Origin of the sequence: Streptomyces inhibens (assembly GCF_022221585.1) — a bacterium.
Lineage (GTDB): Bacteria > Actinomycetota > Actinomycetes > Streptomycetales > Streptomycetaceae > Streptomyces > Streptomyces inhibens.
Map to the genome: position 1 here is coordinate 2361505 of NZ_CP084681.1, position 24619 is coordinate 2386123.

The window sequence follows — 24619 nt, forward strand, 5'->3', positions numbered from 1 at the left end:
CGCGGCTCCCACCGCCCTTGGAACGACGTCACGACTGCCTGCCTCCGCCCACCCGGTGCCGCCTGAGCATCGGGAATCTGCTGGTGTAGTCCTTGGTGTTGGGTGCTGTACGGGGAAACGCGATCCGGTACACGTTGAGGAAGCAGTACACCTCCTCGGAGTCGAGTCCGCGGGTGGGCCGGCGGACCGTGATCTCGAAGACGATCGGTGCGGGTTTCGCGTTTCCGAATCCCGGAACGACGAAGTTGGACGACTGCAGCGTCTCCAGGCCCAGCCGCGCGTACCGCGACCGCGTGTGCAGCGAGGCCGCCAGGCCCAGTCCCAGCGACAGGCGTTCGCGCGTCACACCGAGGTAGAACGACTCCGGGCTCAGCCGGGCGTCCGGCAGGGCGATCCGTTCCACGGCCGTTCCGTGCGGCGCCCGCAGGTCGACGTCTCCGACCACCTCGTACAGCTCGTGGAGGTGCAGAGCCACCCTGTGCTCGTCCAGGAAGTGCCCGGCGGGATGGATCTCCAGGCTTCCCGCCGCCATGAGCTCGTCGATCTCGCGCTTGTTGCACAGATGCACACGTCCCCCTCGTTCGTCATGCGACGACCCGGACCGTCCCCGAGTCCGCCTCCACCACCACCTGCCGTCCGCTCTGGATCACCTCCGTGGCGTTGACGGTGCCCACCACGCACGGAATGCCCATCTCCCGGCACACCACGGAACAGTGGCTCAGCAGCCCTCCCCGGTCGGCGACGAGCGCGGAGGCCCGGGCGATCAACGGGATCATGTCGGGCGTGGGCTCCACACACACGAGGACCTCCCCGTCGGCCAGGTCCCGCGCGTCGGCCTCGCGGTGGATCAGCACACGGGCGACGCCCTGCGCGCTCCCCCGGCTCGCCGTCAGACCGTGCACCTCGTCGCGCAGCGTCCCCTGCTGCGACCGGATCAGCTCCAGGTAGGAGGATTCCAGCCGCCGGCCGAGCGCGATGTTGAAGTCGATGAACCGGAGGTCCCCGCCCGGGTCCACGACGGCTTCGTAGTAGCCCTGCAGATGGCCGTCCGCGGTGAAGCCGCAGTCCAGGCGCCGTCTCAGCGCGGTCTGCGCGTCCTTGCCCGCCCGTGTGAACTCCAGCACCGACCGGGCGATCTGCTCGTACCGGGGCTGATGGGGCTCGACGTGCCAGTCGGTGAAGTCGTATACGTACGTGCTCGGCGACGCGGCGGTGTGGTCCCCCTGGGTGAGCTGACGGAGGCTGCCGCGCACGACCTCGCCGATCACCCCGTCGGACGTCACCACAAAGATCGTGGCCCAAGCGTTCGGCATATGGGGGGAGAACTCGATGTCGTACTGGTCGAGGTCGCCGGCCTTGGACTCCAGCCAGCTGGTCAGCTCCGGGACGGGCAGATTGCGGTTCCTCAGCACACTTTCGTCGCTGCGGTGAAAGGCCCGTACGGCGTAGGCGCCCTCGGCCGAGGCCCGGAAACTCTCGAACGACCGTGCCCGGGCCGCGAGTTCGCCACCGCTGAAGTGGGTGGTCGCCAGGATGGGCAGGCCCATCAGTTCGTGCAGGAGGCCGAGTCTCGCCGCGCGTGTGGAGTCCTCGGCGAGGATGGCGTCGCGGCGCTCCGGCCGGACGTGGGCCAGCCAGTCCGCCAGGGCGGAATGGCGGCGGAAATATTCCTGCGGGGTGGGTCGTGCCATGTCAGTCCTTCTCCTTCTCACCACGAGCGGCACCGAGGTTCTCTTTGTCGAAGATGCAGGCGACGTGCCGCTCGGCGGCCTCCGCCTCGGCGCACAGTTCGCCGTTGATCGCCGCCATCGCGGGGCAGTGCCGGCCGGCGCCGGAGCCCTGGTGCCGCGGCAGCGCGAACGAAGGATTGGGTACCAGGGCCGTCCCGTCCCACCGGTGACTGTGGCCGTCGTGACTGCCGAGGAACATGGAGCACTGGAACACCCTCCCGTCCGGGAAGAGCATCAGCTCCGACCCGTTCTCCACCGCGCAGTCCAGCGGCCGGCTGTCGCGGGCGAATGCCCTCTCATACCTCAAGGGGATCGCGAGCCCCATCTCCCGTACCTGCGCGCGCAGGGCGAGCCAGTCCCGTACCGGCATCGGCAGATCGCGGCCGGCGAAGCCGCGGTTCGAGACGTAGTGGACGTTGACGTGATCCAGGCCGAGCTGTGCGAGCAGCCGCAACGTGCCCAAGGCATCGGCCCTGTTGTGACGGCCGACCGAGAGGATGCCGGAGACCGTGTGCCCGTGAGCGCGCGCGGTTTCGACACTCCGTACGGCCTGAGCGAAGGAGCCTCGCTGCCGGACGCCGTCATGCGCGTCCGGTGCGGAACCGTCGAAACTGACGGCGACGTGAAAGGGGCTGCCGCCAGGACGGGAGCTGACGAGCCTGCGCAGCGAAGCGCCACCGTTGGACACCACACGCACCCGGTAGTCCAGCTGCTGCGCGAGGGTGATGGCCGTGCCGAGATGCGGATAGAGCGTGGGTTCCCCGCCGAGGTATGCGACCTCTCTGGAGCCCCAGCGCGCCCTGGCTGTCTTCAGGAACCCCTCCAAGAGGTCCCAGCCGAGGTCGACCGGGGAATCGAGGAGATCGCCGATGAAGCAGTGCCGGCACCGCATGTTGCAGCGAAAGGTGGTGTACACGTCGACGGAGGGGACATGCATTCTTCACCCGTTGCCTTCTCTCGGGCCCTTGGCGGGCAGGGAAAGCCGGACGGCTCAGACGGTGATGGGCCGGCTCTGCACGATCCACATCCGGCCGTCGGCGCTGGCCCACTCGATGTCCTGCGGCCCGCCGAGCAAGGCTTCGCACTCGCCTCCCAGCCTCACCAGATCCTGCAGGTCCCCGGCGGACAGCGACACCGTGTCCCTCGACGCCGGACCCACCGGAAGAGCAGCGATGTCCTCACCGACCAGCCCCACCATGCGTTCCTTGCCCGCCACGACCTGCTCCAGGACGCGCCCCGAAACGTCCACGGTGAACCGGTCCGGCGTGCTTCCCCCGGCCACCACGGTGTGGCAGAACCCCCATGACGACTCCACCAGGAACTGCCGCTTCCCGGTGACCGGATGGGCGGTGAACATGACGCCGGACGAGACCGGCACGATCATCTCCTGGACGAGAGCGGCCATCCGCGTGTCCTCGCGATACCCCAGCGCCGAGCGGTAGGCCGCCGCCGAGGGCGACGCGGCCGAGGCCCGTACCTGCCTCAGCGCCGCGCGTACGCACTCGACATCGGCCTTCACGGGCATCACGGAGGCGAACACCCCCGCGAAGGAGCGGGCCGCTCCGTCCTCACCGAGCGCCGAGGAACGTACGACGACGTGCCCCGCCCCCAGTTCCGCCAAGGCGAGCCCGAGTTCCTCGGTCACGCCCTCGCACTCCACATCGTCGAGCGTCGGGGCAGGCACACAGAAGCCCCGTGGCACGCGCAGCCCTTCACGCAACAGCCTCGCGAGCGTGGCTGCCTTGGAGCCCACCTCGTCCGATGTACCAACACGGCCTAACGTGATGATCGCCACACTGCGCAGTGTAGGGGCTCATGGCACTCCGTCACCGCGAGTTGGCCAAGTCGACCGCCCCCGCTCCCCTCCCCCACAGCCCCACGACCACCACGCCCAACTCCGGCATCCACAGCCCTGCCGAGCGCCGCGGCCCAGGCTCCTCGCGGACGGTGCACCAGCTGACACAAGGACCATGGGCTCGGCTCAGCGCACCCGCCCGCGCGGCTTCAGGGGCCCGGGCGGCAGCTCGGGGGCGGGCAGCCGGTCGCCGTCGTAGCCGTGCACGTCGCCGAAGCGGGTGCCGGTCATCCAGTCCGTGCGGGCCTGTGCGATGTCCTCGTGGGAGCGGCCCACGAAGTTCCACCACATCACCAGCTGTTCCTCGAAGGGCTCGCCGCCGAGGAGCAGGAGGCTGCTGTCGGAGTCGGCGCGCAGGGGCAGTTCGTTGCGGCCGCAGCCCAGGTAGAGGAGTGCGCCGGGGGCCAGTCGGACGCCGTCGACCTCGCTCTCGCCGGAGATGGTCAGTGCGGCGTACTCGAAGTCGGGGTCGACCGGCAGGCGGGTGTCGGTGCCGGCGGCGAGGGTGAGGTCGGCGCCGGACAGCGGGGAGTAGGTGGTGCCGGGGGAGGTGGCGCCGTCCAGTTCGCCGAGGATGACGGTGGCGGAGAGCCCGCCGCCACCGGTGATCACGGGCAGGTCGGCGTGGTGCTCGAAGGCCGGGGCGGTCTCGCGGTGTTCGCCGGGCAGTGCCACCCACAGCTGGGCACCGTGCAGCAGCCGGCCGTGGCCGTGCGGGGACTCCTCGGAGTGGGCGATGGCCCGGCCCGAGGTCATCAGGCCCAGCTCGCGGGGCCGTACGGTCTGCAGGCTGCCGAGGCTGTCGCGGTGCAGCACCTCGCCCTCGTGCAGCCAGCTGACGGTCTGCAGGCCCATGTGCGGGTGCGGCGGCACCTGCATGCCGGGCTCGTCGGCGATGTCGTCGGGGCCGTAGTGGTCGACGAAGCACCAGGCGCCGACCATCCGCCGGCCGAGGTTGGGCAGCAGTCTGCGGACGACGGTGCTCTCGCCGAGGGGTACCTGCTTGCCGGGCTGGACGTCGCGGACCGGGCCCGTACGGCTGTTGCCTCCGCACAGATTGGGTGCGGGTCTGAGATCGAGGTTGCTCATGGCGCCACGATAGGCGGGGCCGGGTGGAGGGCCCTGGCAGGCACACGAGGGGCCGCGGCGTGATGTCCCGTCATGCATAGAGCTCGCGCAGCCGTACGGACAGGCAGGTCACACAGCCCTCCAGCTTCTCGAACTCGCCGATGTCCACGACGACGGGCTGGTAGCCGAGGTCGGTGAAGAGCTCGGCGCTTCTGGGGGCGCCGGCGGCCATCAGCAGCTTGCCGCCGCCGAGCAGTACGACATGTGCGCCGGACTCCTCGGGGACGGGCCGGAAGCGCGGGAAGGCGGCCGGGTCGTCGACCAGGGGCGGGTAGCCGATCACGGTGCCGTCCGGGAGGGCGGTCACCGCGGACTTGAGATGCAGCACCCGGCTCACCGGTACGGCGACCACGCGGGCGCCCAAGGGCTCGAAGGCGGCGCGGAGTTGGCGTACACCGTCGGCGTTGGTGCGGCCGCCGCGGCCGACGTAGACGGTGTCGCCGACCTTGAGGACATCGCCGCCGTCCAGCGTGCCGGGCGCCCGGACCTCGTTGACGGAGCAGCCGAGCGCCTCGGCCGCCGCGCGTGCGGCGGCCACCTCGGGTCGGCGGGGACCGGCGCCGGGGCGGGCGAGCAGCGCGACATTGCGGAACATGACCATGGTGTCCTCGATGAACACCGCGTCGGGGCAGTCGTCGGCGGGGGCCACTTCGGTGGTCTGCCAGCCGTGGTCGCGCAGCGTCTGTACGTAGGACTCCCACTGGCGCAGCGCCCGCGCGGGGTCGACCGGGCGCCGGTCGATATGGGTGACCAGGCCCTCGGCGAGCCGGGGGCCGGGGCGGCGGACGAGCGCCTGCTTGCTGGGCATGCTGCTCCTTGGGCCGGGTGGGGTGGGGCCGTGCGTCGTGCCGGAGGGCTCCGGCCAGGCGCCGGTGGGAGGGCTCCGGTCAGGCGCCGGTGCCGTAGGTGGCGCGCAGGGCGTCCTCGACGGCGGCGAGGGCGGCGCGGTGGTCCAGGCCGAGCCGCTGGGCGCGGCGGGCGTAGTTCTCGGCGGCCGCGGCGGCTTCCTTGTCGGCGGCCTCGCCGGCCGCCGCGATGAAGCTGCCGTTGCGGCCGCGGGTCTCGATCACACCGTCGCTCTCCAGGGCGCGGTAGGCCTTGGCGACGGTGTTGGCGGCGAGGCCGAGGTCCTCGGCGAGGCCGCGGACGGTGGGAAGTTTGTAGCCGACCGGCAGGCCGCCGTCCCTGGCCCGGTCCGCGATCTGGGTGCGTACCTGCTCGAACGGCGCGACGGCGGACGCCGGGTCGATGGTGAGGGTGAGGGTCGAGGTCGGGGCCTGCGGGGACACGGGGCGCTCCTGGTGCTGGTGGTGGCGGGCGGGTGCGGGGTGTGCTCGTACCCGTCGGTGCGCGTGTTTTGTCGCATCCATTGTGCGCCAGGAGCGCCCGCCGTGCCGGGAGGCGGCGGAAACCTTCTTCACACCTCCAGGGTGCCGCCGGTCTTCACACCTCCAGGGTGGTGCCGGTCTTCACACCTCCAGGGTGGTGCCGGTCGTCCGCAGCCAGGCGTTCATTCCGAGGAGCAGTTCGGCGCCGGGGCGGATGTCGCAGGCCGCGCCGTCGGCGGTGGCCTCGGTGACGGCACCGGAGTCCAGCAGCGGGCGGACGGGGGCGTCGCGGTCGGCGGCCAGGTCCTTGAGCTCGGCGCGCAGGGCCTCGCTGTAGCGGGGGTCCTGGGTGCTGGGGTAGGGGCTCTTGACCCGGTCGGCGACCAGGTCGGGCAGCACATCGCGGGTGGCGGCGCGCAGCAGTGACTTCTCCCGGCCGTCGAAGGTCTTCATCGACCAGGGGGTGTTGAAGACATAGTCGACCAGGCGGTGGTCGCAGAACGGGACGCGGACCTCCAGGCCGACGGCCATGCTGGCCCGGTCCTTGCGGTCGAGCAGGATCTGTACGAAGCGGGTCAGATGCAGATAGCTGACCTCGCGCATCCGGCGCTGGTGGCCGGTGTCGCTGTCCAGGTAGGGCACTTCGGTGAGCGCCTCGCGGTAGCGGCGCAGCTCGTATCCGGGCAGGTCGAGCTTGCCGAGGAGGCCGGGGTCCAGCAGCGCCTCGCGGGTGGCGTTGCCGCCGGAGAAGCGGCCGGAGACGCCAGCCGCGACCCAGGGGAAGGTGTCGGCGTCGACGGACTCGGGGTCGTGGAACCAGCGGTAGCCGCCGAAGACCTCGTCGGCGGATTCGCCGGACAGGGCGACCGTGGACTGTTCGCGTACGGCCTTGAACAGGAGGTAGAGGGAGGTGTCGCCGTCGCCGAAGCCGTTGGGCAGGTCGCGGGCGGCGAGCACCGCGGCGCGGTGGCCGGGGTCCGTCAGGGCGGCGGTGTCCAGGACGATGTCGTGGTGGTCGGAGCGGACATGCTCGGCGAGGGCGTGCGCGTACGGCCCGTCGGGGGTGCCGCGCAGGTTGTCGGGTTTGAAGTTCTCGGTGTAGCCGGTGAAGTCGACGGCGAACGAGCGGACCGGGCCGCTGCCCTGGGCGGACAGTGCGCCGGCGGCGAGCGCGGTGATGGCGGACGAGTCGAGGCCGCCGGAGAGCAGGGTGCACAGCGGCACATCGGCGATCAGCTGGCGGGCGACGATGTCATCGAGCAGTGCGCGGATGTGCGCGACGGTGGTGTCGAGGTCATCGGTGTGTTCGCGGGCCTCCAGGGCCCAGTAGCGCTTGACGGTCAGCCCGCCGCGGTCGACCCGGACGATATGGCCGGGGCGTACTTCGTGCATGCCCTTGTAGACGGCGTGGCCCGGGGTCTTGGTGAAGGTGATCAGCTCGGCGAGGCCCTCGGCGTCGACGACGGGGCGTACCGAGGGGTGGGCGAGGATCGCCTTGGGCTCGGAGCCGAACAGCACACCGTCGGGGGTGGGGTGGTAGTAGAGCGGCTTGATGCCCATCCGGTCGCGTATCAGCAGGAGTTCCTGGGTTCGTGGGTCCCAGAGGGCGAAGGCGTACATGCCGTTGAGGCGCTCGGCGAACGCCTCGCCCCATTGGAGGTAGGCGTGCAGCACCACTTCGGTGTCGCTGTTCGTGCGGAAGGTGTGGCCCAGCTTCTCCAGCTCGGCGCGGAGTTCGCGGTAGTTGTAGACCTCGCCGCTGTAGGTGGTGACGATCAGCGTGCGGCCGTCGTGTTCGACGGTCATGGGCTGCTTGCCGCCGTCGATGTCGATGACGGCGAGCCTGCGGTGACCGAACGCGGCGTGGGTGTCGAGCCAGATGCCGGCGGCGTCGGGGCCGCGGCAGGCCATGGTCCCGGTCATCGCCTCAAGCGTGGGGCGCTGGGTGGTCAGGTCGGTGTCGTAGGAGATCCATCCGGTGATTCCGCACATATGCGCGGCTCCCTCCATACGTGGACGGCGGGCCGTCGCGTCCCGGCGGCGGCCTGCACGATCACCGTATGCCCGGATAGTTGTATGGGCCACTTATGTCGGGGGCGGACCGTCCGGAATGAGCCACCCGCTCACCGCTGTACGGAAAAGCGGAGGCCAACCACCCCCCGCACGCCGGAAAAGGGGAGGCAAAACGGCGCATCGGCGCGTACCGTCCGCCGTCATGACGATTACCGTGCGCGACTTCCGCCCCGCCGACGCCAAGGCTGTCGCCGACCTGAGACGGGCCACGGTGCCCTTTCTGCTCGCCACCCCGCAGGGCATCGCCTGGGAGGTCTCCGCCGCCACCGCGGAGCAGCGGCTGCGGCTCCTGGTCGCCGAGCGGGACGGCAGGGTCGTCGGCTCGGTCCGCGCCATGCTGCTGCACGACAGCAGCGTCCCCGGCCAGGCCACGGCCTCCCCGCAGGTCCATCCCGACCACCGCGGCCGGGGCGTCGGCCACGCCCTGCTGACTTCGGCCGAGGAGCATCTCTTGGCGGCCGGCGCCACCCATCTCTTCGCCTGGGCGGCCGACGAGCCCGGCGCGCTGGCCTTCGCGCAACGCCACGGCTACCGCCGCACCCGCCAGGGCCGCTTCCTCCGCCTCGACCTCGCCGCGGCCGACCTGCCGCCGCTGCCCGCCGCGCCGCCACCCGGCGTCCGGCTGCACACCGGTGCGGACTTCGAGGACGACCCGCACCCGCTGTACGCGGCGGACGCCGAGGCCACCGCGGACGAGCCCGGCGATGTCGCGAGCGACGCCCTCACCTACGAGGACTGGCTGCGGCGTACCTGGGAACACCCCTATGTCGACCCGGACCTCAGCGCGGTGGTGACCGTCGACGGCGAGGTCGCCGCCTTCAGCCTGGCCGCCACCGACGGCCTCGGCCGCTACGCCTCCGCCATGACCGGCACCCGTCGTGCCTTCCGCGGCCGGGGCCTGGCCCGACTGGCCAAGACGGCCTCCCTCCACCGCGCCCGCGACGCCGGCTGCACCGAGGCCTTCACCGGCAATGACGCCGACAACGCCCCGATGCTCGCGATCAATCACGGCTTCGGCTACCGGCCGTTCGCCGTGGAGTGGCGACATGTACGGGGTTTGGGGCGAGGGTGACGGTCTCTCAAGCCCTCGTTCACCGACCGCGGTCCGAACTCTCCCCCGGGCCGCGTCCGGGAGCTGCCCGCACCACGACGTCGCGGATCAAGGCCTCCTGACGGGGAGATCGGCGATCAGCGCATACCGTTCGTCGGACACCTCCTTGCCCCACAACGCCGGGTCGCGGGAGAGCTCCTCCACATACATACGCGCCGCCAACGGCCGGACGAGGGCGGTGAGTTCGGCAGCCGGTATGCCGATCGGGTCGGCCTCGCCCCAGCGGCCCTCCACCAGCACCAGCCGGCCGCCGGGAGCGAGCAGACCGGCCCACCGGCGCAGCGCGGCCGGCTGGTCGGGGAGCGCCCACAGGACATGGCGCACCAGGACGACATCGAACCGCCGCTCCCCCACGGGTGGTTCGGCCGCATCGCCGACCAGGAAAGTGGCGTCCCGCCCGGCGAGCTTGGCGCGGGCCCGCGCGATCATGCGCGGTGAGCGGTCGAGGCCCGTGAGGCGATGACCCTGCTCGGCGGCGAGCAGGGCCAGGCTTCCCGTGCCGCAGCCCAGGTCGAGGATGTCCGCGGGCCCGGACGGCAGCCACCCGCGCAGCCGGGCGGCCCAGGCGGCACGGACGGCGGGGTCGCCAAGTCCGTGGTCGGGCTCGTCGTCGAAGGTCTCGGCGGCCGCGTCCCAGTAGGCGGCACCCTCCACCGGCAGGGGCGATTTCGCCTGGTCGGCGGGCTGGTTGGGGGGTTCGTCGACGGTCTGCCGGGACGGTTCGGCGGGCGCGTGGGTGCTCATACGCCGATGATGACAGCGACCACTGACAACGCGGGACGACCGCGATCCGGCGGGCGCCGCACGGCCGGTGGCGGGCGCCGGGAAGAGCGCCCGGCCAGGGTGAGGGAGTACCGTGGGAGGCGCCGGTGGGATGCGACGGCGCCGCCGTGAAGCGGGCCCGTCGCATGGTGCTACCGGCATTGGATCGGTCATATGTGTGCCTCCCAGAGCAGCCGCCTCTCCGGAGTCGGCGTCTTCGACCTCGCGCGGACGGCCGTGGTGATGGCCGATCGCGCCGGGGTGGCGCAGGGCTGGTCCGAGGGCGCGGAGCGTCTTCTCGGCCATTCGGTGGCCGAGGCGCTCGGCAGGCGCCTGGCGGACCTCTTCGCCGTGGTGGACCCCGAGTCGGCGCCGGACCGCAGGTGGGAGGCCCGGCTTGCGGAGACGGACGGCTGGAGCGGGCTGGAAGCCGTACGGCACAAGGACGGGCACCGACTCGACCTGGAATTCCGCATCCTGCCGGTCGTGGACGCCCGAAACCGCTCCGCACGTCTCGTCCTTGCCGCGGAGATGGCACAGGCGCCCTGGTCGGGAGCGAGCCGGTCGCTGCTGGAGGGCATCCTTGGGATGTCGCCGATCGGCGTGGGCATGGTGAACTGCGACCTGGAGTATGTGTGGCTGAACGACGCCCTGGTGCGGATGGGCGGTGCCACCCGCGAGGAGCGCCTCGGGAAGCGGTTGGGGCAGGTGCAGCCCGGCCTCGCGGTGGAATCGATCGAGGCGGAGATGCGCCGGGTGCTGGACACCGGCACCCCGTCGGTCGGCTACGAGTACCTGGGCCGCCCGCAGTCCGATCCGCAGCGTGAGCACGCCTACTCCACCTCGTTCTTTCGTCTGGAGGACGAGGCGCACCAGTCGCTCGGCGTCTGCTACATGGTGCTCGACGTCACGGAGAGTTACCGGGCCCGGCAGCGGATGGCGCTGCTGAACAGGGCCGGTGAACGTATCGGCGGTTCGCTGGACGTCTGGCAGACGGCACAGGAGCTCGCCGATGTGGCGGTGCCCGATTTCGCCGACTTCGTCACCGTCGATCTGCTCGATGCGCAGCTCTCCGGCGAAGAGCCGGTTCCCGGGCCGGTCGACGCCCCGGATCTGCTCACCATGCGCCGGGCGGGACAGCAGTCCGTCCGGGAGGGCTGCCCCGAGGCGGTGGTCTCCGTCGGGGAGCCGACCGCCTATCCCCCGTCGGCGCCCGTCGTGCTGAGCCTGACCGAGGGCAATTCCACGCTGCTGCAGACGCTGGATCTCGCGGGCGGTGACTGGGCGGCCGAGGACCCGGCGCGGGCCGCGCATCTGCGCGAGCTCGGCTTCCACTCGCTGATGGTGGTGCCGCTGCGCGCGCGGGGCATCTTCCTGGGCGCGGCCACGTTCGCCCGCTGGCAGCCCATCGGGCCGTTCCAGCCCGACGATCTGGTGCTCGCGGAGGAGTTCGTCACCCGCGCCGCGATCTCCATCGACAACGCCCGCCGCTACACCCGCGAGCACACCGCGGCGCTCACCCTCCAGCACAGCCTGCTGCCCCGGGATCTGCCCGAGCAGTGCGCGGTGGAGGCGGCCTACCGCTATCTGCCCGCCGACTCGCTCAGCGGGGTGGGCGGCGACTGGTTCGATGTGATCCCGCTGTCGGGAGCCCGGGTCGCGCTGGTGGTCGGTGATGTGGTCGGCCACGGCGTGCACGCAGCGGCCACGATGGGGCGGCTGCGCGCCGCGGTGCAGACCCTCGCCGACCTGGACCTGTCCCCGGAGGAGGTGCTGGCCCATCTGGACGACATGGTCAACCGGGTCGCCGACGACACGAACACCGACGACGGCGTGGTCGGTGCCACCTGTCTGTACGCGGTCTACGACCCGGTCGCCTGCTCGTGCACGCTGGCCCGCGCCGGTCACCCCGAGCCGCTGCTGGTCGGTCCCACCGGCGCCGGTCAGCTCCTGGAGCTGCCGACCGGGCCCCCGCTGGGGCTGGGCGGTATGCCCTTCGAATCGGCCGAACTGCCGTTGCCGGAAGGGAGTCTGCTGGCTCTCTACACCAACGGGCTTCTGCTGGACAAGGCTCTCGATCTCGACGGCGGGATCAGCCGGCTGCGCAGCGCCCTGACCGATCCGCAGGCTCCGCTGGAGGACATCTGCGAGACCGTCATCAACAGCCTGCCCGGCGCCCGGCCGGTCGATGATGTGGCGCTGCTGCTGGCGCGTACCCGGGCGCTGCCCCAGTCGCAGCTGGCCACGTGGGACATTCCCGCCGACCCCTCGGCGGTCGCCGAGGCCCGCAAGTCCGCTGATGGTCAGCTGACGGAGTGGGACCTGGAGGATCTGCTGTTCTCCGCCGAGCTGATCGTCAGCGAGTTGGTCACCAATGCCGTCCGGCACGCTTCCGGGCCGATCGGCCTGCGGATGATCCGGGCGCGGACGCTGATCTGTGAGGTGTCGGACGCCAGCAGCACCTCGCCGCACCTCCGCCATGCCCGGACGACCGACGAGGGCGGCCGGGGGCTGTTCCTGATCGCCCAGTACGCCCAGCGGTGGGGCACCCGTTACACCCCTCAGGGAAAGATCATCTGGGCCGAACTGCCGCTCCGGGCCGCGGCCGGCGACGGACCCGCGAGCGACCTGAGCGCGCTCGCCGAAGACCTCGACGCCTCGGCCCTCCTCACCGACCCCGACGGCCGGTGAGCACGGGCCCCTCAGCTCGTCCAGGGCAGCCGTACGGCCGACCGCCCGATGCCCGTTTTCGCCCCGCCTGCCTGTGCCCCCGCTTAGCCGTGTCTTAAGCACACCATAAAGATCCTCAGGATCGGCCTTCGGGCGTCAAATGCGCTGTTCAGCGGGGCTAGCGTGCGTCTCGCAAGGCGGCGTTGCGGGCCGTCGGCGCCGTCACCGGGGGACGGCGCCGTCGTCCGTATCCCGACCCCCCACCACCACCCCGCTGCCTCGTGGCCCGCTCTTCCCCGCTCGACGCAACTGATGAAGGAGACCCCCACGATGACCGCTCGTCGTAAGGCCACCGGGATCGCGCTGGTCGGTATCGCCCCGCTCACGCTCACCGTGCTCACCGCGGGTCCGGCCGCCGCGCACGGTTCGATGTCGGACCCCGTCAGCCGGGTCTCGGCCTGCTACGCGGAGGGGCCGGAGAGCCCGCGGTCCGCGGCGTGCAAGGCCGCCGTGCAGGCCGGCGGGGCGCAGGCGCTCTACGACTGGAACGGTGTCCGGGACGGCAACGCCGGCGGTCGGTCGAAGGAGAAGATCCCGGACGGCAAGCTCTGCAGCGGCGGCGATGACAAGTTCAAGGGCCTGGACCTGCCGCGCGCCGACTGGCCGTCCTCCACCCTGCGGGCCGGCAACCACACGTTCCACTACAGGGCCACCGCCCCGCACAAGGGGTCCTTCGAGCTGTACCTCACCAAGGCCGGCTATGACCCGACCAAGCCGCTGAAGTGGTCCGACCTGGAGTCGAAGCCGTTCGCGAAGGTCACCGATCCGACGCTGACCAACGGGGAATACGTCTTCGACGGGAAGGTGCCGGCGCGGTCCGGGCGCCATCTGATCTACAGCATCTGGCAGCGGTCGGACAGCCCGGAGGCGTTCTACACCTGCTCGGACGTGGTCTTCGGGAAGGCCGGCGGCGGATCCGGCGGCCCGGCGGCGCCCGCGCCGACCGCCTCCGCGCCGACCGACGCCCAGATCGCGGCGGGTGCCGACAAGTCGTCGATGGACATGAGCCGGCACGGCCACGGCGGCACGGGCAGCCACACCGATGCGGCAGCGTCGGACGCCGTCGACGCCCCGGCGCCGGCCGGTGGTTCGGGCGGAAGTGGCAACGCGGCGAAGCCCGACGGCGGTGCCCGGCCGGCCGGCGGTCAGCGGCTGGCGGAGACCGGTGGTGACAGCTCCACCGCCCCGATGGCCATCGGCGGCGCGGCCGTCCTGGCCATGGGTGCCGCGGTCCTGTTCACCACCACCCGCCGCAAGGCCGCCCGGCACCGCGGCTGAGCCCGGCGCCCCGGCCGTCCGGGGAAGCGACGCCGTCCCCTTCCTGGGCGCAGGGGGCGGCGTCTCCCCGTGCAAGGGGGCGGCTCGCGGCGTTATGCGCCGTTCGGCGGCAGCGCCTCGACGATGTCGTTGGCGACATGCTGGTAGATGACCGAGCTGCGGCAGTCGACGACCTCGCGGCGCTTGAAGACCTGGTCCATGAGGAGGGCGTGCAGCCGGTCGACGTCCGGGACGGCGACATGGACGAGGAAGTCGTCGCCGCCCGCGACGACATAGACGTTGAGCACCTCCGGCAGTGACGTCAAGAACGCCTTGAACCGCTCGATGACCTCGCGGTTCATGGGGCGGATGCGGATCGTGAGCAGCGCCTGTACGGGGCGGTTGAGGGCGCGCAGATCCACCGTGGCCCGGTAGCCGGTGATCACGCCGCGGGCGCGCAGCGCGCGGACCCGCTCCAGGCAGGTGGAGGGCGCGATGTTGAGCAGGCGGGCCAGTTCCCGATTGGTCTGCCGTGCATCGCGCTGCAGTTCGCGGACAATCGCCGAATCAATGTCGTCCATGAGCACCATGGTGACGTACGCACCGAATTTCATTCGGCGAGAGCCCACATTGATCACTTGTACGGTTACCTTCTGCGACTGTGACCGTACAACAGACCTCCCTTCCCGCTTCTGAACGGCCGGATGTACGACGGCTGGGCATCGGCGGGGGCACCGCGCTGTGCGCCGGCGCGGTGCTCGGCCCCGGCGTCCTGACCCTGCCGTCGCTGGCCGCCGCCGCGGCCGGCCCCGCCTCGATCCTGGCCTGGGTGGTGCTGCTGGCCATGTGTGTGCCGGTGGCCGCCGCGTTCGCGGCGCTCGGCGCGCGCTTCCCCGACGGCGGGGGCGTGGCCACGTATGTGCACCGGGCGATCGGTCCGCGGGCCGCGGCCGTGGTGGGGTGGTGGTTCTACGGGGCGGTGCCGATCGGCGTGGTCTCGGCGGCCTGGATCGGCGGGAAGTACGTGGCCGAAGCGGCCGGTTGGGGGGACATCGGCGCGGCCGGCGTCGCCGGGGTGGTGCTGGCGGGGTCGCTGGTCTCCAACGCGGTGGGGCTGCGGATGTCGGGCCGGGTGCAGCTGCTGCTCGGCGGACTGCTGGCGGCGGTGCTGCTGTGCGCGGTACTGGCCGCCGCTCCCCATGTGTCGGCCGGCCATTTCACCCCGTTCCTGCCCGGCGGCTGGTCCTCGGTCGGCTCGGCGGCCTCGGTGCTGTTCTTCGCGTTCGCCGGGTGGGAGGCGGCCAGCCACCTGTCGGGCGAATTCGCCGATCCGGCGCGGGATCTGCCACGAGTGACGCGCCGTACGCTCGCCGTCGTCACCGTGCTCTATCTGGGGCTCGCGGTGACCACGATCGGGGCGCTGGGGCCGGCCGCGGCCGACACCGAGACCCCGCTGACCGAACTGCTGGCCCACAGCGTGGGCGCGGCCGCCCGGCCGGTGGCCGCCGCGGCGGCGCTCTTCCTCACCTTCGGGGCGGTCAACTCGTATCTGGCCGGGGCCTCCCGGCTCGGTGCGGCGCTCGGCCGGGACGGGGCGGCGCCGCGGTGGATGGCCAAGGGCGGCGCGCCGGGTGAGGTGCCGCGGCGTTCGCTCGCGGTGCTGGGCGGGGCGGCCGTACTGCTGGGCGGGGCGGCCGGGTTCGGTGGCGTCGATCTGGATCTTCTGATGAGGGCCACCGCCACCTGCCTGGCGGCGGTGACCCTCGCCGGCCTGGCCGCCGCGCTGATGCTGCTGCCACGCCGCACTCCCCTGTGGTGCGGCGCGTGCGCAAGCGCGCTGCTGACGGTGGCGGTGCTCGCCTTCTCCGGCCGGCTGCTGGTGATCCCGGTGGCTCTCGCGTGCGCCGCGTTCTGCTTTCTGACGCTGCGGCGGGCGGTGCACCGGGGGGTCATCCGCTGAGGCGGCTCACCTGGTGAGGCGGCGCAGCAGCCGGACGTAGCGGCTCCAGCGGGCGGGTCGGGCGACGGTGCCCGTACAGGCGTGTTCGGCGCGGTCCAGGCTGTCCTCCAGGGCCGCGTCGTGAAGGTGCCGGAAGGCCAGCGGCCAGCTGAGCCGGGCCGGGCCGCGGGCGTGCATGGCGAGGGTGTGGCGCAGCAGCGTGCGGTCCGGGCCGAGCGGGTGGACGGTGTATTCGTGGAAGCCGTGGAAGCCGCGCGGCCCTCTGAAGGTGAAGCGCACCCATTGGCCCGGTACGTATGCGGCGACGGTGTAGCGGACCGGGCCGTGGCCGCCGGACGCCCCCGGGGCCAGCGGGCCGTCGAACAGCATCGGGGGCCAGTCGGGGCGCGGCCAGAGCCGGTCGGCATCGCCGGAGAGGCCGTCGATCAGCAGGCCGGCCTCGGCCCCCGGCACCGGCAGCACCCTCTCGTGCACGTTGTAGACACCCATCGCGCAGCCCTTTCCGTACCTGTACGCACCTCGTTCTAGAGGCGCCTCTCCAATATAGTGGAGAGTACCCTCTAGAACATGGCCAGGCCACCCCGTTTCGACACCGCACAGCTCCTCGACGCCGCCGTACGGCTGGCGGCCGAGTCCGGACCCTCGGGCGTCACCATGTCCGCGGTCGCGGCGGCCGCCGGCGCGCCCAGCGGCTCGCTCTACCACCGGTTCGCCGGCCGCTCGGCGCTGCTCGCCGAGGTGTGGCTGCGTACCGTCGAGGGTTTCCAGGAGGGCTACTTCGAGGCGCTGGAGTCCTCGAACGACCCACGCGCCGGGGGCCGGGCGGCCGCCCGGCACATCGTCGAGTGGAGCCGGGCGCACCCGCAGGAGGCCGCGCTGCTCCTGTACGGGGCGCATGACTTCGGGCGGGACGGCTGGTCGGACGAGCATCTGCGCCGCGCCGACGAGGGGAACATGCGGGTACGGGCATCCGTGGCGGCGCTCGCGGGTGCGCTGGGGGTGCACGGCAGTCAGGGTCTGGAGCGGGTGTCGCTCGCCGTCATCGACCTCCCGCTGTCGCTGGTACGCCGCCATCTGCGCGCCGGATCGACGCTGCCCGCACACGCCGAGGACCTGGCCGAGCAGTGCACGGACGCCCTGCTGGCCGGCGGCTGACGGCCGCGGATCCCCTCCGGCACCGAGCGTGGCCCGGCCCCCGCCGGCACGGCGGGGCCGGGCCGGCTCCCGGTCAGCCCGCGGCGCAGGTGGTCGGGGTGGCGTGGGCCGGGTCGAGGGCGTTGGCCGTCTCGTGGAAGGCGACGCGGTCGGCGAGCCCGATGGCCAGATGTTCGGCGAGGTCGGCCGGACAGAGGTCCTGGAGCAGGACGTTGCGCACGTCGGGGCCGTCGAGGAACCCGCTCCGGTAGGGCGTGACCACCTCGTCGTACTTGGTGGCGATCACGGTGTAATGCACTCCGGGGACGGTGTCGCCGCCCTGGTTGAGGCGGTTGAGCACGTCGGAGCCGACGATCTGGTCGGTCAGCCCCGGGGTCAGCTTGCCGAGGTATTCCTTGGCACCGGGGAAGTGGTCCAGCAGGCGGGTCAGGCCGTCCAGGTCGGTGCCGTGATTGTCGGGGGCCAGCCCGATCAGCGCGTTCACCTTGTCCGCGCCGCCGTAGTACTTCAGGTACACCCGCGGCATCATGCCGCCCTGCGAGTGCCCGACGAGATCGGCCTTGTGCGTCCCGGTGGCGGCCAGCACCCGGTCGACGTACGTGGCGAGCTGCCGGGCGGACGCATCGACCGCACCCAGCCCGTGGAAGAACGGGACGCCGGGCAGCTGGCCGTAGTCCAGGGAGAAGACGCAGTACCCGCGGGCCACCAAGTAGGGCGCGAGGCCGAGCCAGTTGTCCACGGAGTTGCCGAGGGTGCCGTGCACCAGGACCACCGGCCGCGGATGTGCGGCGGAGGGCTTGCAGGAGTAGTTGTTCCAGCCGCTGCTGACGGTGGAGGCGTCGGCGGAGGCGTCGGCGAAGGCCGGTGCGGTGGTGACACCGAAGGCCAGGGCGAGGGCGGGGAGGAGGGTGAGCGTTCGTGACCAGCGCAGCTTCATACGATGCTCCTTGCGGGGTGAGGGGACTCCGAAGTGCTCGGTGAGCCGTTCACCTGCGATCCGGATCGCAAGGGCCAATGCAGTTGACTGGCAAGTAAGTTACGGCCGGGTAAGCAGTGTGGACCAGCGGTGTGACGGTGAAGGAAGCGACACACAACCCTCACCGGACGTCCGGGGTGCTCGGCGCCCGAATCGTGCTCGCGCCGCGGACGGGAGCCTGCCGGACCGCATCAGCCTCAACGACCTCAGGAGGGGGCAGCGTTAGGCGCTCACTGATCACCGACAGGGAATCGGGGCATGTGAGAATCGGACGCATGACCGAGCATTCCGGGCGCTCCCAGCAGAAGCTGCTGGCCTCCGACGACGAGCGCGACCGCGCGGCCGAGCGGGTGCGGGAGGCCCTCGCCGAGGGGCGGATCGAGCTGGCCGAGCTGGACCAGCGGCTCACCGAGGTCTACCAGGCCAAGACCCGCGCCGAGCTGGAGATCGCGAACCGCGGCCTCCCCGAAACCGCCAGCAGGGGCGCACTCGTGGTGGACCGTCAGCCCACCTCCCGCTTCGCGTTGGGCCTGTTCGGCGGGTTCGCGCGCGAGGGCCGGTGGATCGTCCCGCCCAAGTTCACCGCCTGGTCGATGTTCGGCGGCGGCCGAATCGATCTGAGCGAGGCCCGCTTCACCGGCCAGGAGACCCGGTTCCTCGCCGTCGCCCTGTGGGGCGGCACCGAGATCGTCGTTCCCGACGACGTCGAGGTCGATGTCAAGGGCCTCGGCCTGTTCGGCCTGTTCGGGAAGCGCGGCGCCCGGCGCGGAAGGCCGGGCGCACCGCGCATCGTCATCAGGGGTCTCGCCATGTTCGGCGCCGTCGTCACCAAGAGCAGGCCGATGGGGAACGTACCGCGGCCGTGACGAAGCGAGCAGGCCGGCCGGGCGCCTCAGGTCGGCCCACTGATCGGGGGGCGCCTCTCCCGATAAGCCGCACGCCATGCCCCCTACGTCACGGCCGGGCCGATTGTCGCTCCCGTCCCGTACAGTCGGTAACGCCTTGACCAGGGAAGTGGCGTGAGGGGAGACACTCATGGAGACGGCGCGGACGGATCGGCCCGTAGATCTGACGGGGATCGAGGAGATTGCGTCGGAGGCGGAGCTGCGTGAGCTGATCGGTGAGCCCAGCTCCCATGCCGCGAACAAGACCCGCCACCGGCTGCAGGAGCTCGACCGCCAGTGGCTGGCGCGCTCCCCGTTCTGCCTGATAGCCACCGCGGACGCGCAGGGCCGGTGCGATGTCTCCCCCAAGGGCGACCCCGCGGGCTTCACCCACGTCCTGGACGACACCACCCTGGTGATCCCGGACCGCCCCGGCAACAAGCGCCTGGACGGCTTGCTGAACATCCTCGGCAATCCGCATGTCGGGCTGAACTACGTCCTTCCGGGGCGCGGCGACACCCTGCGCATCAACGGGCGCGCGCGGGTGCTGCGCGATGCCCCGTTCTTCGACGAACTGATCGTCAAGGGCAACCGTCCGCGGCTGGCGCTGCTGGTGGAGGTCGAGGAGGTCTACTACCACTGCTCCAAGGCCTTTCTGCGCTCGGATCTGTGGAAGCCGGAGACCTGGCAGCCGGAGGCGCTGCCCTCGCGGGCCCGGATCGTCAAGAGCCTGGAGGCCCAGGACAGGTCTCTGGAGGAGCTGGAGGAGCACTACGGGCCGGGGTATGCGGAGCGGCTCTACGGCTGAGGCTCCGAGGCGGGCCGGCCGGCGCACAAGGGCGCGCCCGGCCGATGCGCAAGGGTCCGCCGGCCTGAGCGCAACAGCCCGCCGGCCGGGGTGCTACGGCCGCCCGGCCCCGGGGCCTGATGGCTTCGTGCCCGGAGGCAGGGGCGTGGGGCCGGCTCCGCCGAGCGTCGCCGCGGGCCCGAGGACCCCGGTCCCGAAGCGTGCCCTGGCCCGGTCGATGGCCGCCTCGATGCGGTGCGCCTTCTCGTCGGCGGGGTCGAAGGTCAGCTGGCGCGCGGCGAGTTCGGCGCGGCACAGATCCTCCGCGCGCAGCGCCACGGACCGTACCCGCGCGCGCTGCAGCCCGAGCGCGGCATGCAGCGCATAGGCCGCCTCGGTCAGCGCGGGCCCGTGTGCGGTCGGACCGTCCAGCCGCCGGGTGCGGGTGGTCGTGGAGCGGTCGGCGTAGCGGACGGTGAGGGTGAGCGCGCGGGCCACCTGCCCGCTCGCGCGCATCCGGGCCCCGAGGCCGTCGGCGAGCGAGAGCAGCGCCCGGCGGCGCCTGGCCGGATCCAACTCGTCGTGGGCGAAGCGGTGTTCCGCGCCCATCGAGCGGGCGGCGGCGTTGGGTGTCACCGGCGTCGGGTCGATGCCGTGGGCCCGCTCGTATACGACCCGGCCCGTCCTCGCGCCGAGGATCCGCTGCAGGGTCGCGGGCGGTGCGGCGGCGATCCGGCCGACGCTGTCGAGTCCGTACGCACACAGGGCGCGCGCGGTCGCCGGGCCGACGCCGTACAGCGCCGAGGCCGGCCGGCGGTCGAGGAACGCGGTGACGGCTTCGGCGTCATCGGGGACGACCCGGATCTCTCCGGGTGCCGCCTCTTGGGCCGCCATCCGGGCGAGCAGCGGGTTGGCGGCGATCCCGATCGTGCACCGTACGCCGTGCCAGGCCAGCGCGCGCAGCCGCACCAGTTCGGCGATGCCCGCGGCGTCCCGGTCGAAGTAGCGCAGCGCACCGCGTACGTCCGCCAGCGCGGCGTCCGGCGGCAGCGCCTCGATCATCGGCGTGAACTGCGCGAGCAGCCGCAGCAGTTGCTCGAACTCCCCGGCGCTCACGGGAGTGTCGCCGGCGGCCCGGAACCGTACATGGAGCATGCCCGGCGGCCGCGCGGCACCGCGGGGCTCCGCACCGGGGGTCATCCCGCGCTCCCCGGGCTGGAGTGCCACAACTTACGGCCGGTGGCGGCGCGTTCGCCCGGGGGCTGGAGGTCGGCCCACGGGTGCAGCTCGTACCCGGTCTCCAGCCGGATGGTGCGGCCGGGGGCACCGACCGGCTCGGGCTCCCGGCCCCCGTCCCGGTCCCTGCCCCCGCCCCGATCCCGGTCCCCGTCCTTCCCGGGCTCCGCATCGGGCACCTCGTCCGCCGCATCCGCCCCTTTGTCCCGCCCCGCCGCGAGACGGGCAACGACCGCCTCCAGGCCGCCCTCGCGGCGTAGTTCGGCCAGCTCGGCGAGGTTCCAGGCGGCGGCGCCGACCACACTGAGGCTGCGCGGACCGCGCCGCTGGACCGTGCCGCGCACCAGCAGCAGCCAGGAATGGAAGACGGTGTGTGCGCAGGCCGCATGGCTGTCATCGAAGAAAGCGCAGTCGACCAGCCCCGTGCTGTCGTCGAGGGTGGTGAAGATGACCCGGCGGCCGGAGCGGATCGGCGGTGTCTGGGTGGCCGCCTTGGCCCCGGCGACCAGCACCGTCTCGCCGTGCCTGGCATTGCGCAGCAGCCGGGCCGGCAGCGCGCCCAGCTCCGCGAGGAACTCCTGGTGATCGGCCATCAGATGGCGGGAGGCGTCCATGCCGAGGACGCCCAGCTCGGCGCTGAGCCGTTCGACCTCGCTGAGATCGGGCAGCCCCACCGGCTCGACCACATCGGCCATCGTCTCCTGCTCCGTATGCAGCACCAGCTGTCCGCCGGAGGCGCTCCGTTGGTGGTGCTGCAGCTCGGCGATGTGCAGCAGCAGGTCGCGCCGGTTGGCGCCGAAGGAGTCCAACGCGCCCACCCGGGCGAGGCGTTCGGCCACCGGGCGGGACAGCCTGGCCCGCTGCCACAGGTCCTGGAGCGAGCGGTAGGGCCGCCCGGCCTCGATCCGCCGCGCCTCGGCCTCGCTCATGCCGTGCACATCGGAGAGTGCGAGCCGCAGCCCCCAGACGTCGCCCGAGCCACCAGAACCGGACACCAGTTCGATCCGGTGAGTGACCGCCGACCGGTTCACGTCCAACGGCAGCACCGGCACCCCGCGCCGCCGCGCATCCGCGAGCAGCAGCCGCTTCGGGTACATCCCGGGGTCGTGGGTGAGCAGTCCGGCGTAGAAGGCCGCGGGGTGGTGCGCCTTGAGCCAGGCGGACTGGTAGGTGGGCACCGCGAAGGCCACCGCATGCGCCTTGCAGAAGCCGTACGAGCCGAAGGCCTCGACGATCTCCCAGGTGCGCGCGATCACTTCGGACGGGTAACCGCGCCGCTCGGCGTGCTGCGCGAACCAGACGCGCACCCTGCCCTGCAGCTCCGGATGCGACAGCGCGCGCCGCTTCTCGTCCGCCTCGTCCCGTGCACAGCCCGTCATGATCCGCAGCAGCTCGATGATCTGCTCGTGGAACACCACCACCCCATAGGTCTCGCGCAGCGGTTCCTCCAGGTCGGGGTGCGGATAGCGGACCGCCTTGCGGCCGTGCCGGGCCTCGATGAAGGGCCGCACCATGTCGGCGGCGACCGGTCCCGGCCGGAAGAGGGAGATGTCGACGACCAGGTCGTGGAAGGTGGCCGGCTGCAACCGTCCGACCAGGTCGCGCTGGCCCGGCGATTCGATCTGGAAGCAGCCGAGCGTCTCGGTCGAGCGGATCAGGTCGTAGGTGGCGGGGTCTCCCGGCGGCACCTGTGCGGGGTCGTCGAGATCGATCCGGTGCCCCGTGGCCCGGCCGATCTCGGCGACCGTATGCGCCATCGCGGACTGCATCCGCACACCCAGCACATCGAGCTTGAGCAGCCCGAGGTCCTCCACGTCCTCCTTGTCGAACTGGGACATGGCGATGGGGGCACCTCCCATGCCCTTAAGGCTATGGGGGACCTCGCCGCTGGTGGGCACGGTGGGCGTACGGTCCAGCAGGGTGGCGTCGGAGAGCAGCACGCCGCAGGGGTGCATGGCGATACCGCGCGGCAGGGCGTCCAGCGCCTCGACCAGCTGCCACAGCCGCTCGCTGCCGGCCTCCCGTACCCCGCGGAGCTCCGGGAGTTCGGCCAGCGCCGCCCGCGCGTCGCGGGCGCGGATGTGCGGGAAGGCCTTGGCGAGCCGGTCCACCTCTGCCGGGTCCATGCCCAGGGCGGCACCCACGTCCCGTACGGCGTGCCGTACGCGATAGGTCTCGGGCATCGAGACCGTCGCGACCCGCTCAGCGCCGAAGCGGTCGAAGATCGCGCGGTAGACCTCCAGCCGGCGCGCGGACTCCACATCGATGTCGATGTCCGGCAGCGCCGCCCGCCGCTCGGACAGGAAGCGCTCCATCAGCAGCCCGTGCTCGACCGGGTCGGCGTGTGCGATGCCCAGGAGGTGGTTGACCAGGGACCCGGCGCCGGACCCGCGGGCCGCGACCCGGATGCCGCGCTCCCGTATGTCGTCGACGACCTGGGCAACCGTCAGGAAGTACGAGGGGTAGCCGAGCCGTTCGATCGTCCGCAGCTCCTCGTGCAGCCGCTCCCAGCGCACGCGGTCGCGGTCGTAGCCGCGCAGCACCATCCCGGCGGCGCAGCGCGAGCGCAGCACCCGGGCGGCGGTGCGGTGTCCGGCGCCGACCAGCCGCGGCTCGGGGAAGTGGATCCGGCCGAGCCCGATGTCGTCCTGAGGGTCGACCAGGCACTCGCCCGCGGTCTCCTCGGTCATGGCGAGAAGCTGGTGCGCCAGGCCGCGCCGGAATCCGGCCGCCTCGGCGATCCGCCCGGCGGTGCGGCTCATCGTGGCGGTGTCCTTGAGCCAGCGCTCGCCGCCGTCCCGGGCCTCGGGGCGGTGCCGGTCCACCGGCACCAGGCGGCGGGCGGAGTCCAGGACGTCGGCGACCGGGCCCTGGCCGGGGTCGGCGTAGCGGACCGCGTTGGTCAGGACGGCGCGGATGCCCTGTTCGACGGCGAAGCCGAGGGTGCGGGCGGCCAGCCGCGGGGAGCCGGGGCCGCCGCCGAGCCGCCCGTGGTCGACGACCTCCAGGCGCAGCGCCTCGCCGTACAGCTCGCGCCAGGGGGCGACGATCCGAGCGGCGCGGTCCGGGCGGCCGGCGGCCAGTGCCCGGCCGACCTCGGAGTCCGGGCCGAGCAGCACGGTCAGTCCGTCCGTGAGGGATTCCAGGGCGCTCCACGGGAGGACGGGCTGTTCGCCCCGGCCTGTGTGGGCGGCCGAGACCAGCCGGCACAGGGCCGCCCAGCCGGCCGCTCCGTCGCGGGCCAGGAAGACGGCGCGGGCGGCGGACTCGTCGAGGAAGGCACCGCCGCGCACCGGGGTGCGGCGGCGCACGGTGACTGAGCCGGCCGCGGGTCCCGACTCCCGCTCCGCCACGGCCAGTTCGGCGCCGAACAGCGGGCGGATGCCGGCCTCGGCGGCGGCCTTGGCGAACCGTACGGCTCCGGAGAGCCCGTCCCGGTCGGTCAGTGCGAGGGCGTCCATCCCGCGTTCGGCGGCGCGCTCGGCGAGCCGCTCCGGGTGGGAGGCGCCGTAGCGCAGGGAGTACCCCGAAGCGGTGTGCAGATGCGTGAACCCGGGCATCCGCACCTCCTGCGCCTCATCCGCCCCCCGACTGACCTTGTGTCCCTCGTTCCTCCCCTCCACCATAACCGCTCATCGAACATTCGT

The 24619-nt window shown here is 72.3% G+C and carries 21 protein-coding genes; 7 read left to right on the forward strand and 14 right to left on the reverse strand.

The features are described from left to right. Positions 1 to 28: 28 nt before the first annotated feature. The 8 genes from KI385_RS10995 to asnB form a co-directional block, all read right to left on the reverse strand. A complete protein-coding gene (locus tag KI385_RS10995; RefSeq protein ID WP_238572008.1) occupies positions 29 to 568 on the reverse strand; it encodes a dCTP deaminase domain-containing protein in 540 nt (179 codons plus the stop codon). Positions 569 to 584: 16 nt separating this feature from the next. Next, entirely contained in the window at positions 585 to 1691 is a 1107-nt protein-coding gene (locus KI385_RS11000; protein ID WP_238572009.1) for a PEP-utilizing enzyme, read from the reverse strand. Between the two features lies 1 nt (position 1692). After that, a complete protein-coding gene (locus KI385_RS11005; RefSeq protein WP_238572010.1) occupies positions 1693 to 2646 on the reverse strand; it encodes a radical SAM protein in 954 nt (317 codons plus the stop codon). Between the two features lie 75 nt (positions 2647 to 2721). Then, entirely contained in the window at positions 2722 to 3414 is a 693-nt protein-coding gene (locus tag KI385_RS11010) for a PEP/pyruvate-binding domain-containing protein (protein WP_238572011.1), read from the reverse strand. 297 nt (positions 3415 to 3711) lie between these two features. Further along, a complete protein-coding gene (locus tag KI385_RS11015) occupies positions 3712 to 4674 on the reverse strand; it encodes a pirin family protein (protein ID WP_238572012.1) in 963 nt (320 codons plus the stop codon). Between the two features lie 70 nt (positions 4675 to 4744). After that, a complete protein-coding gene (gene ddaH, locus KI385_RS11020; protein ID WP_128509326.1) occupies positions 4745 to 5521 on the reverse strand; it encodes a dimethylargininase in 777 nt (258 codons plus the stop codon). A gap of 79 nt (positions 5522 to 5600) precedes the next feature. Continuing rightward, the gene (locus tag KI385_RS11025) at positions 5601 to 6002 is read right to left on the reverse strand and encodes a GntR family transcriptional regulator (RefSeq protein ID WP_128509327.1); all 402 of its coding nucleotides are present in this window, start codon (positions 6000 to 6002) and stop codon (positions 5601 to 5603) included. Between the two features lie 180 nt (positions 6003 to 6182). Further along, the gene (asnB, locus tag KI385_RS11030) at positions 6183 to 8033 is read right to left on the reverse strand and encodes an asparagine synthase (glutamine-hydrolyzing) (RefSeq protein WP_238572013.1); all 1851 of its coding nucleotides are present in this window, start codon (positions 8031 to 8033) and stop codon (positions 6183 to 6185) included. A 223-nt stretch (positions 8034 to 8256) separates the two neighbouring features. Between asnB and KI385_RS11035 the strand changes: the two genes are divergently transcribed. Beyond that, positions 8257 to 9186 carry a GNAT family N-acetyltransferase gene (locus tag KI385_RS11035; RefSeq protein ID WP_238572014.1) on the forward strand — a complete coding sequence of 310 codons (930 nt, stop codon included), beginning with the start codon at positions 8257 to 8259 and terminating at the stop codon, positions 9184 to 9186. An 87-nt stretch (positions 9187 to 9273) separates the two neighbouring features. On the opposite strand, the gene KI385_RS11040 is transcribed toward KI385_RS11035, so the two are convergent. Then, on the reverse strand, positions 9274 to 9969 hold the full coding sequence (locus KI385_RS11040; protein WP_238572015.1) for a class I SAM-dependent methyltransferase: 696 nt from the start codon (positions 9967 to 9969) through the stop codon (positions 9274 to 9276). Between the two features lie 192 nt (positions 9970 to 10161). Here KI385_RS11040 and KI385_RS11045 point away from each other — a divergent pair, with 192 nt between their 5' ends. Further along, a complete protein-coding gene (locus KI385_RS11045) occupies positions 10162 to 12678 on the forward strand; it encodes a SpoIIE family protein phosphatase (protein WP_238572016.1) in 2517 nt (838 codons plus the stop codon). Positions 12679 to 12987: 309 nt separating this feature from the next. Then, positions 12988 to 13995: a lytic polysaccharide monooxygenase auxiliary activity family 9 protein gene (locus KI385_RS11050; protein WP_238572017.1), complete on the forward strand. Its 1008-nt coding sequence runs from the start codon at positions 12988 to 12990 to the stop codon at positions 13993 to 13995. Positions 13996 to 14087: 92 nt separating this feature from the next. Here KI385_RS11050 and KI385_RS11055 read toward each other — a convergent pair whose 3' ends face one another. Next, positions 14088 to 14555 carry an Lrp/AsnC family transcriptional regulator gene (locus tag KI385_RS11055; protein ID WP_238572018.1) on the reverse strand — a complete coding sequence of 156 codons (468 nt, stop codon included), beginning with the start codon at positions 14553 to 14555 and terminating at the stop codon, positions 14088 to 14090. Between the two features lie 80 nt (positions 14556 to 14635). On the opposite strand from KI385_RS11055, the gene KI385_RS11060 reads away from it, so the two are divergent. Next, positions 14636 to 15934 carry an APC family permease gene (locus KI385_RS11060; RefSeq protein WP_238572019.1) on the forward strand — a complete coding sequence of 433 codons (1299 nt, stop codon included), beginning with the start codon at positions 14636 to 14638 and terminating at the stop codon, positions 15932 to 15934. 6 nt (positions 15935 to 15940) lie between these two features. Here KI385_RS11060 and KI385_RS11065 read toward each other — a convergent pair whose 3' ends face one another. After that, positions 15941 to 16423 (reverse strand): SRPBCC family protein, encoded by a 483-nt coding sequence (locus tag KI385_RS11065; protein ID WP_238572020.1) that lies wholly within the window; start codon positions 16421 to 16423, stop codon positions 15941 to 15943. A gap of 78 nt (positions 16424 to 16501) precedes the next feature. On the opposite strand from KI385_RS11065, the gene KI385_RS11070 reads away from it, so the two are divergent. Next, entirely contained in the window at positions 16502 to 17089 is a 588-nt protein-coding gene (locus tag KI385_RS11070) for a TetR/AcrR family transcriptional regulator (protein WP_238572021.1), read from the forward strand. A 73-nt stretch (positions 17090 to 17162) separates the two neighbouring features. Here the strand turns inward: KI385_RS11070 and KI385_RS11075 are convergent, their stop codons facing one another. Next, entirely contained in the window at positions 17163 to 18026 is an 864-nt protein-coding gene (locus KI385_RS11075; protein ID WP_238572022.1) for an esterase/lipase family protein, read from the reverse strand. 314 nt (positions 18027 to 18340) lie between these two features. On the opposite strand from KI385_RS11075, the gene KI385_RS11080 reads away from it, so the two are divergent. Both KI385_RS11080 and KI385_RS11085 read left to right on the forward strand, forming a co-directional pair. Beyond that, positions 18341 to 18931, forward strand: a complete 591-nt coding sequence (locus tag KI385_RS11080; protein WP_238572023.1) for a DUF1707 SHOCT-like domain-containing protein — start codon at positions 18341 to 18343, stop codon at positions 18929 to 18931. Between the two features lie 169 nt (positions 18932 to 19100). Next, entirely contained in the window at positions 19101 to 19757 is a 657-nt protein-coding gene (locus tag KI385_RS11085) for a pyridoxamine 5'-phosphate oxidase family protein (protein WP_128510636.1), read from the forward strand. A 93-nt stretch (positions 19758 to 19850) separates the two neighbouring features. Here KI385_RS11085 and KI385_RS11090 read toward each other — a convergent pair whose 3' ends face one another. Together KI385_RS11090 and KI385_RS11095 are read right to left on the reverse strand one after the other, a co-directional pair. Further along, positions 19851 to 20936 carry a DNA polymerase Y family protein gene (locus KI385_RS11090; RefSeq protein WP_238572024.1) on the reverse strand — a complete coding sequence of 362 codons (1086 nt, stop codon included), beginning with the start codon at positions 20934 to 20936 and terminating at the stop codon, positions 19851 to 19853. Further along, on the reverse strand, positions 20933 to 24532 hold the full coding sequence (locus KI385_RS11095; RefSeq protein ID WP_238572025.1) for a DNA polymerase III subunit alpha: 3600 nt from the start codon (positions 24530 to 24532) through the stop codon (positions 20933 to 20935). Before KI385_RS11095 ends, KI385_RS11090 begins: the two co-directional genes overlap by 4 nt. Between the last annotated feature and the right edge of the window lie 87 nt (positions 24533 to 24619).

What these genes read in the sequence shown, in the direction of transcription:
- KI385_RS11000 (WP_238572009.1), bottom strand. Translation starts at nt 1,691, where the DNA reads ATGGCACGACCCACCCCGCAGGAATATTTCCGCCGCCATTCCGCCCTG.
- KI385_RS11015 (WP_238572012.1), bottom strand. Translation starts at nt 4,674, where the DNA reads ATGAGCAACCTCGATCTCAGACCCGCACCCAATCTGTGCGGAGGCAAC.
- ddaH (WP_128509326.1), bottom strand. Translation starts at nt 5,521, where the DNA reads ATGCCCAGCAAGCAGGCGCTCGTCCGCCGCCCCGGCCCCCGGCTCGCC.
- asnB (WP_238572013.1), bottom strand. Translation starts at nt 8,033, where the DNA reads ATGTGCGGAATCACCGGATGGATCTCCTACGACACCGACCTGACCACC.
- KI385_RS11035 (WP_238572014.1), top strand. Translation starts at nt 8,257, where the DNA reads ATGACGATTACCGTGCGCGACTTCCGCCCCGCCGACGCCAAGGCTGTC.
- KI385_RS11040 (WP_238572015.1), bottom strand. Translation starts at nt 9,969, where the DNA reads ATGAGCACCCACGCGCCCGCCGAACCGTCCCGGCAGACCGTCGACGAA.
- KI385_RS11045 (WP_238572016.1), top strand. Translation starts at nt 10,162, where the DNA reads ATGTGTGCCTCCCAGAGCAGCCGCCTCTCCGGAGTCGGCGTCTTCGAC.
- KI385_RS11050 (WP_238572017.1), top strand. Translation starts at nt 12,988, where the DNA reads ATGACCGCTCGTCGTAAGGCCACCGGGATCGCGCTGGTCGGTATCGCC.
- KI385_RS11055 (WP_238572018.1), bottom strand. Translation starts at nt 14,555, where the DNA reads ATGGACGACATTGATTCGGCGATTGTCCGCGAACTGCAGCGCGATGCA.
- KI385_RS11065 (WP_238572020.1), bottom strand. Translation starts at nt 16,423, where the DNA reads ATGGGTGTCTACAACGTGCACGAGAGGGTGCTGCCGGTGCCGGGGGCC.
- KI385_RS11070 (WP_238572021.1), top strand. Translation starts at nt 16,502, where the DNA reads ATGGCCAGGCCACCCCGTTTCGACACCGCACAGCTCCTCGACGCCGCC.
- KI385_RS11075 (WP_238572022.1), bottom strand. Translation starts at nt 18,026, where the DNA reads ATGAAGCTGCGCTGGTCACGAACGCTCACCCTCCTCCCCGCCCTCGCC.
- KI385_RS11080 (WP_238572023.1), top strand. Translation starts at nt 18,341, where the DNA reads ATGACCGAGCATTCCGGGCGCTCCCAGCAGAAGCTGCTGGCCTCCGAC.
- KI385_RS11085 (WP_128510636.1), top strand. Translation starts at nt 19,101, where the DNA reads ATGGAGACGGCGCGGACGGATCGGCCCGTAGATCTGACGGGGATCGAG.
- KI385_RS11090 (WP_238572024.1), bottom strand. Translation starts at nt 20,936, where the DNA reads ATGACCCCCGGTGCGGAGCCCCGCGGTGCCGCGCGGCCGCCGGGCATG.
- KI385_RS11095 (WP_238572025.1), bottom strand. Translation starts at nt 24,532, where the DNA reads ATGCCCGGGTTCACGCATCTGCACACCGCTTCGGGGTACTCCCTGCGC.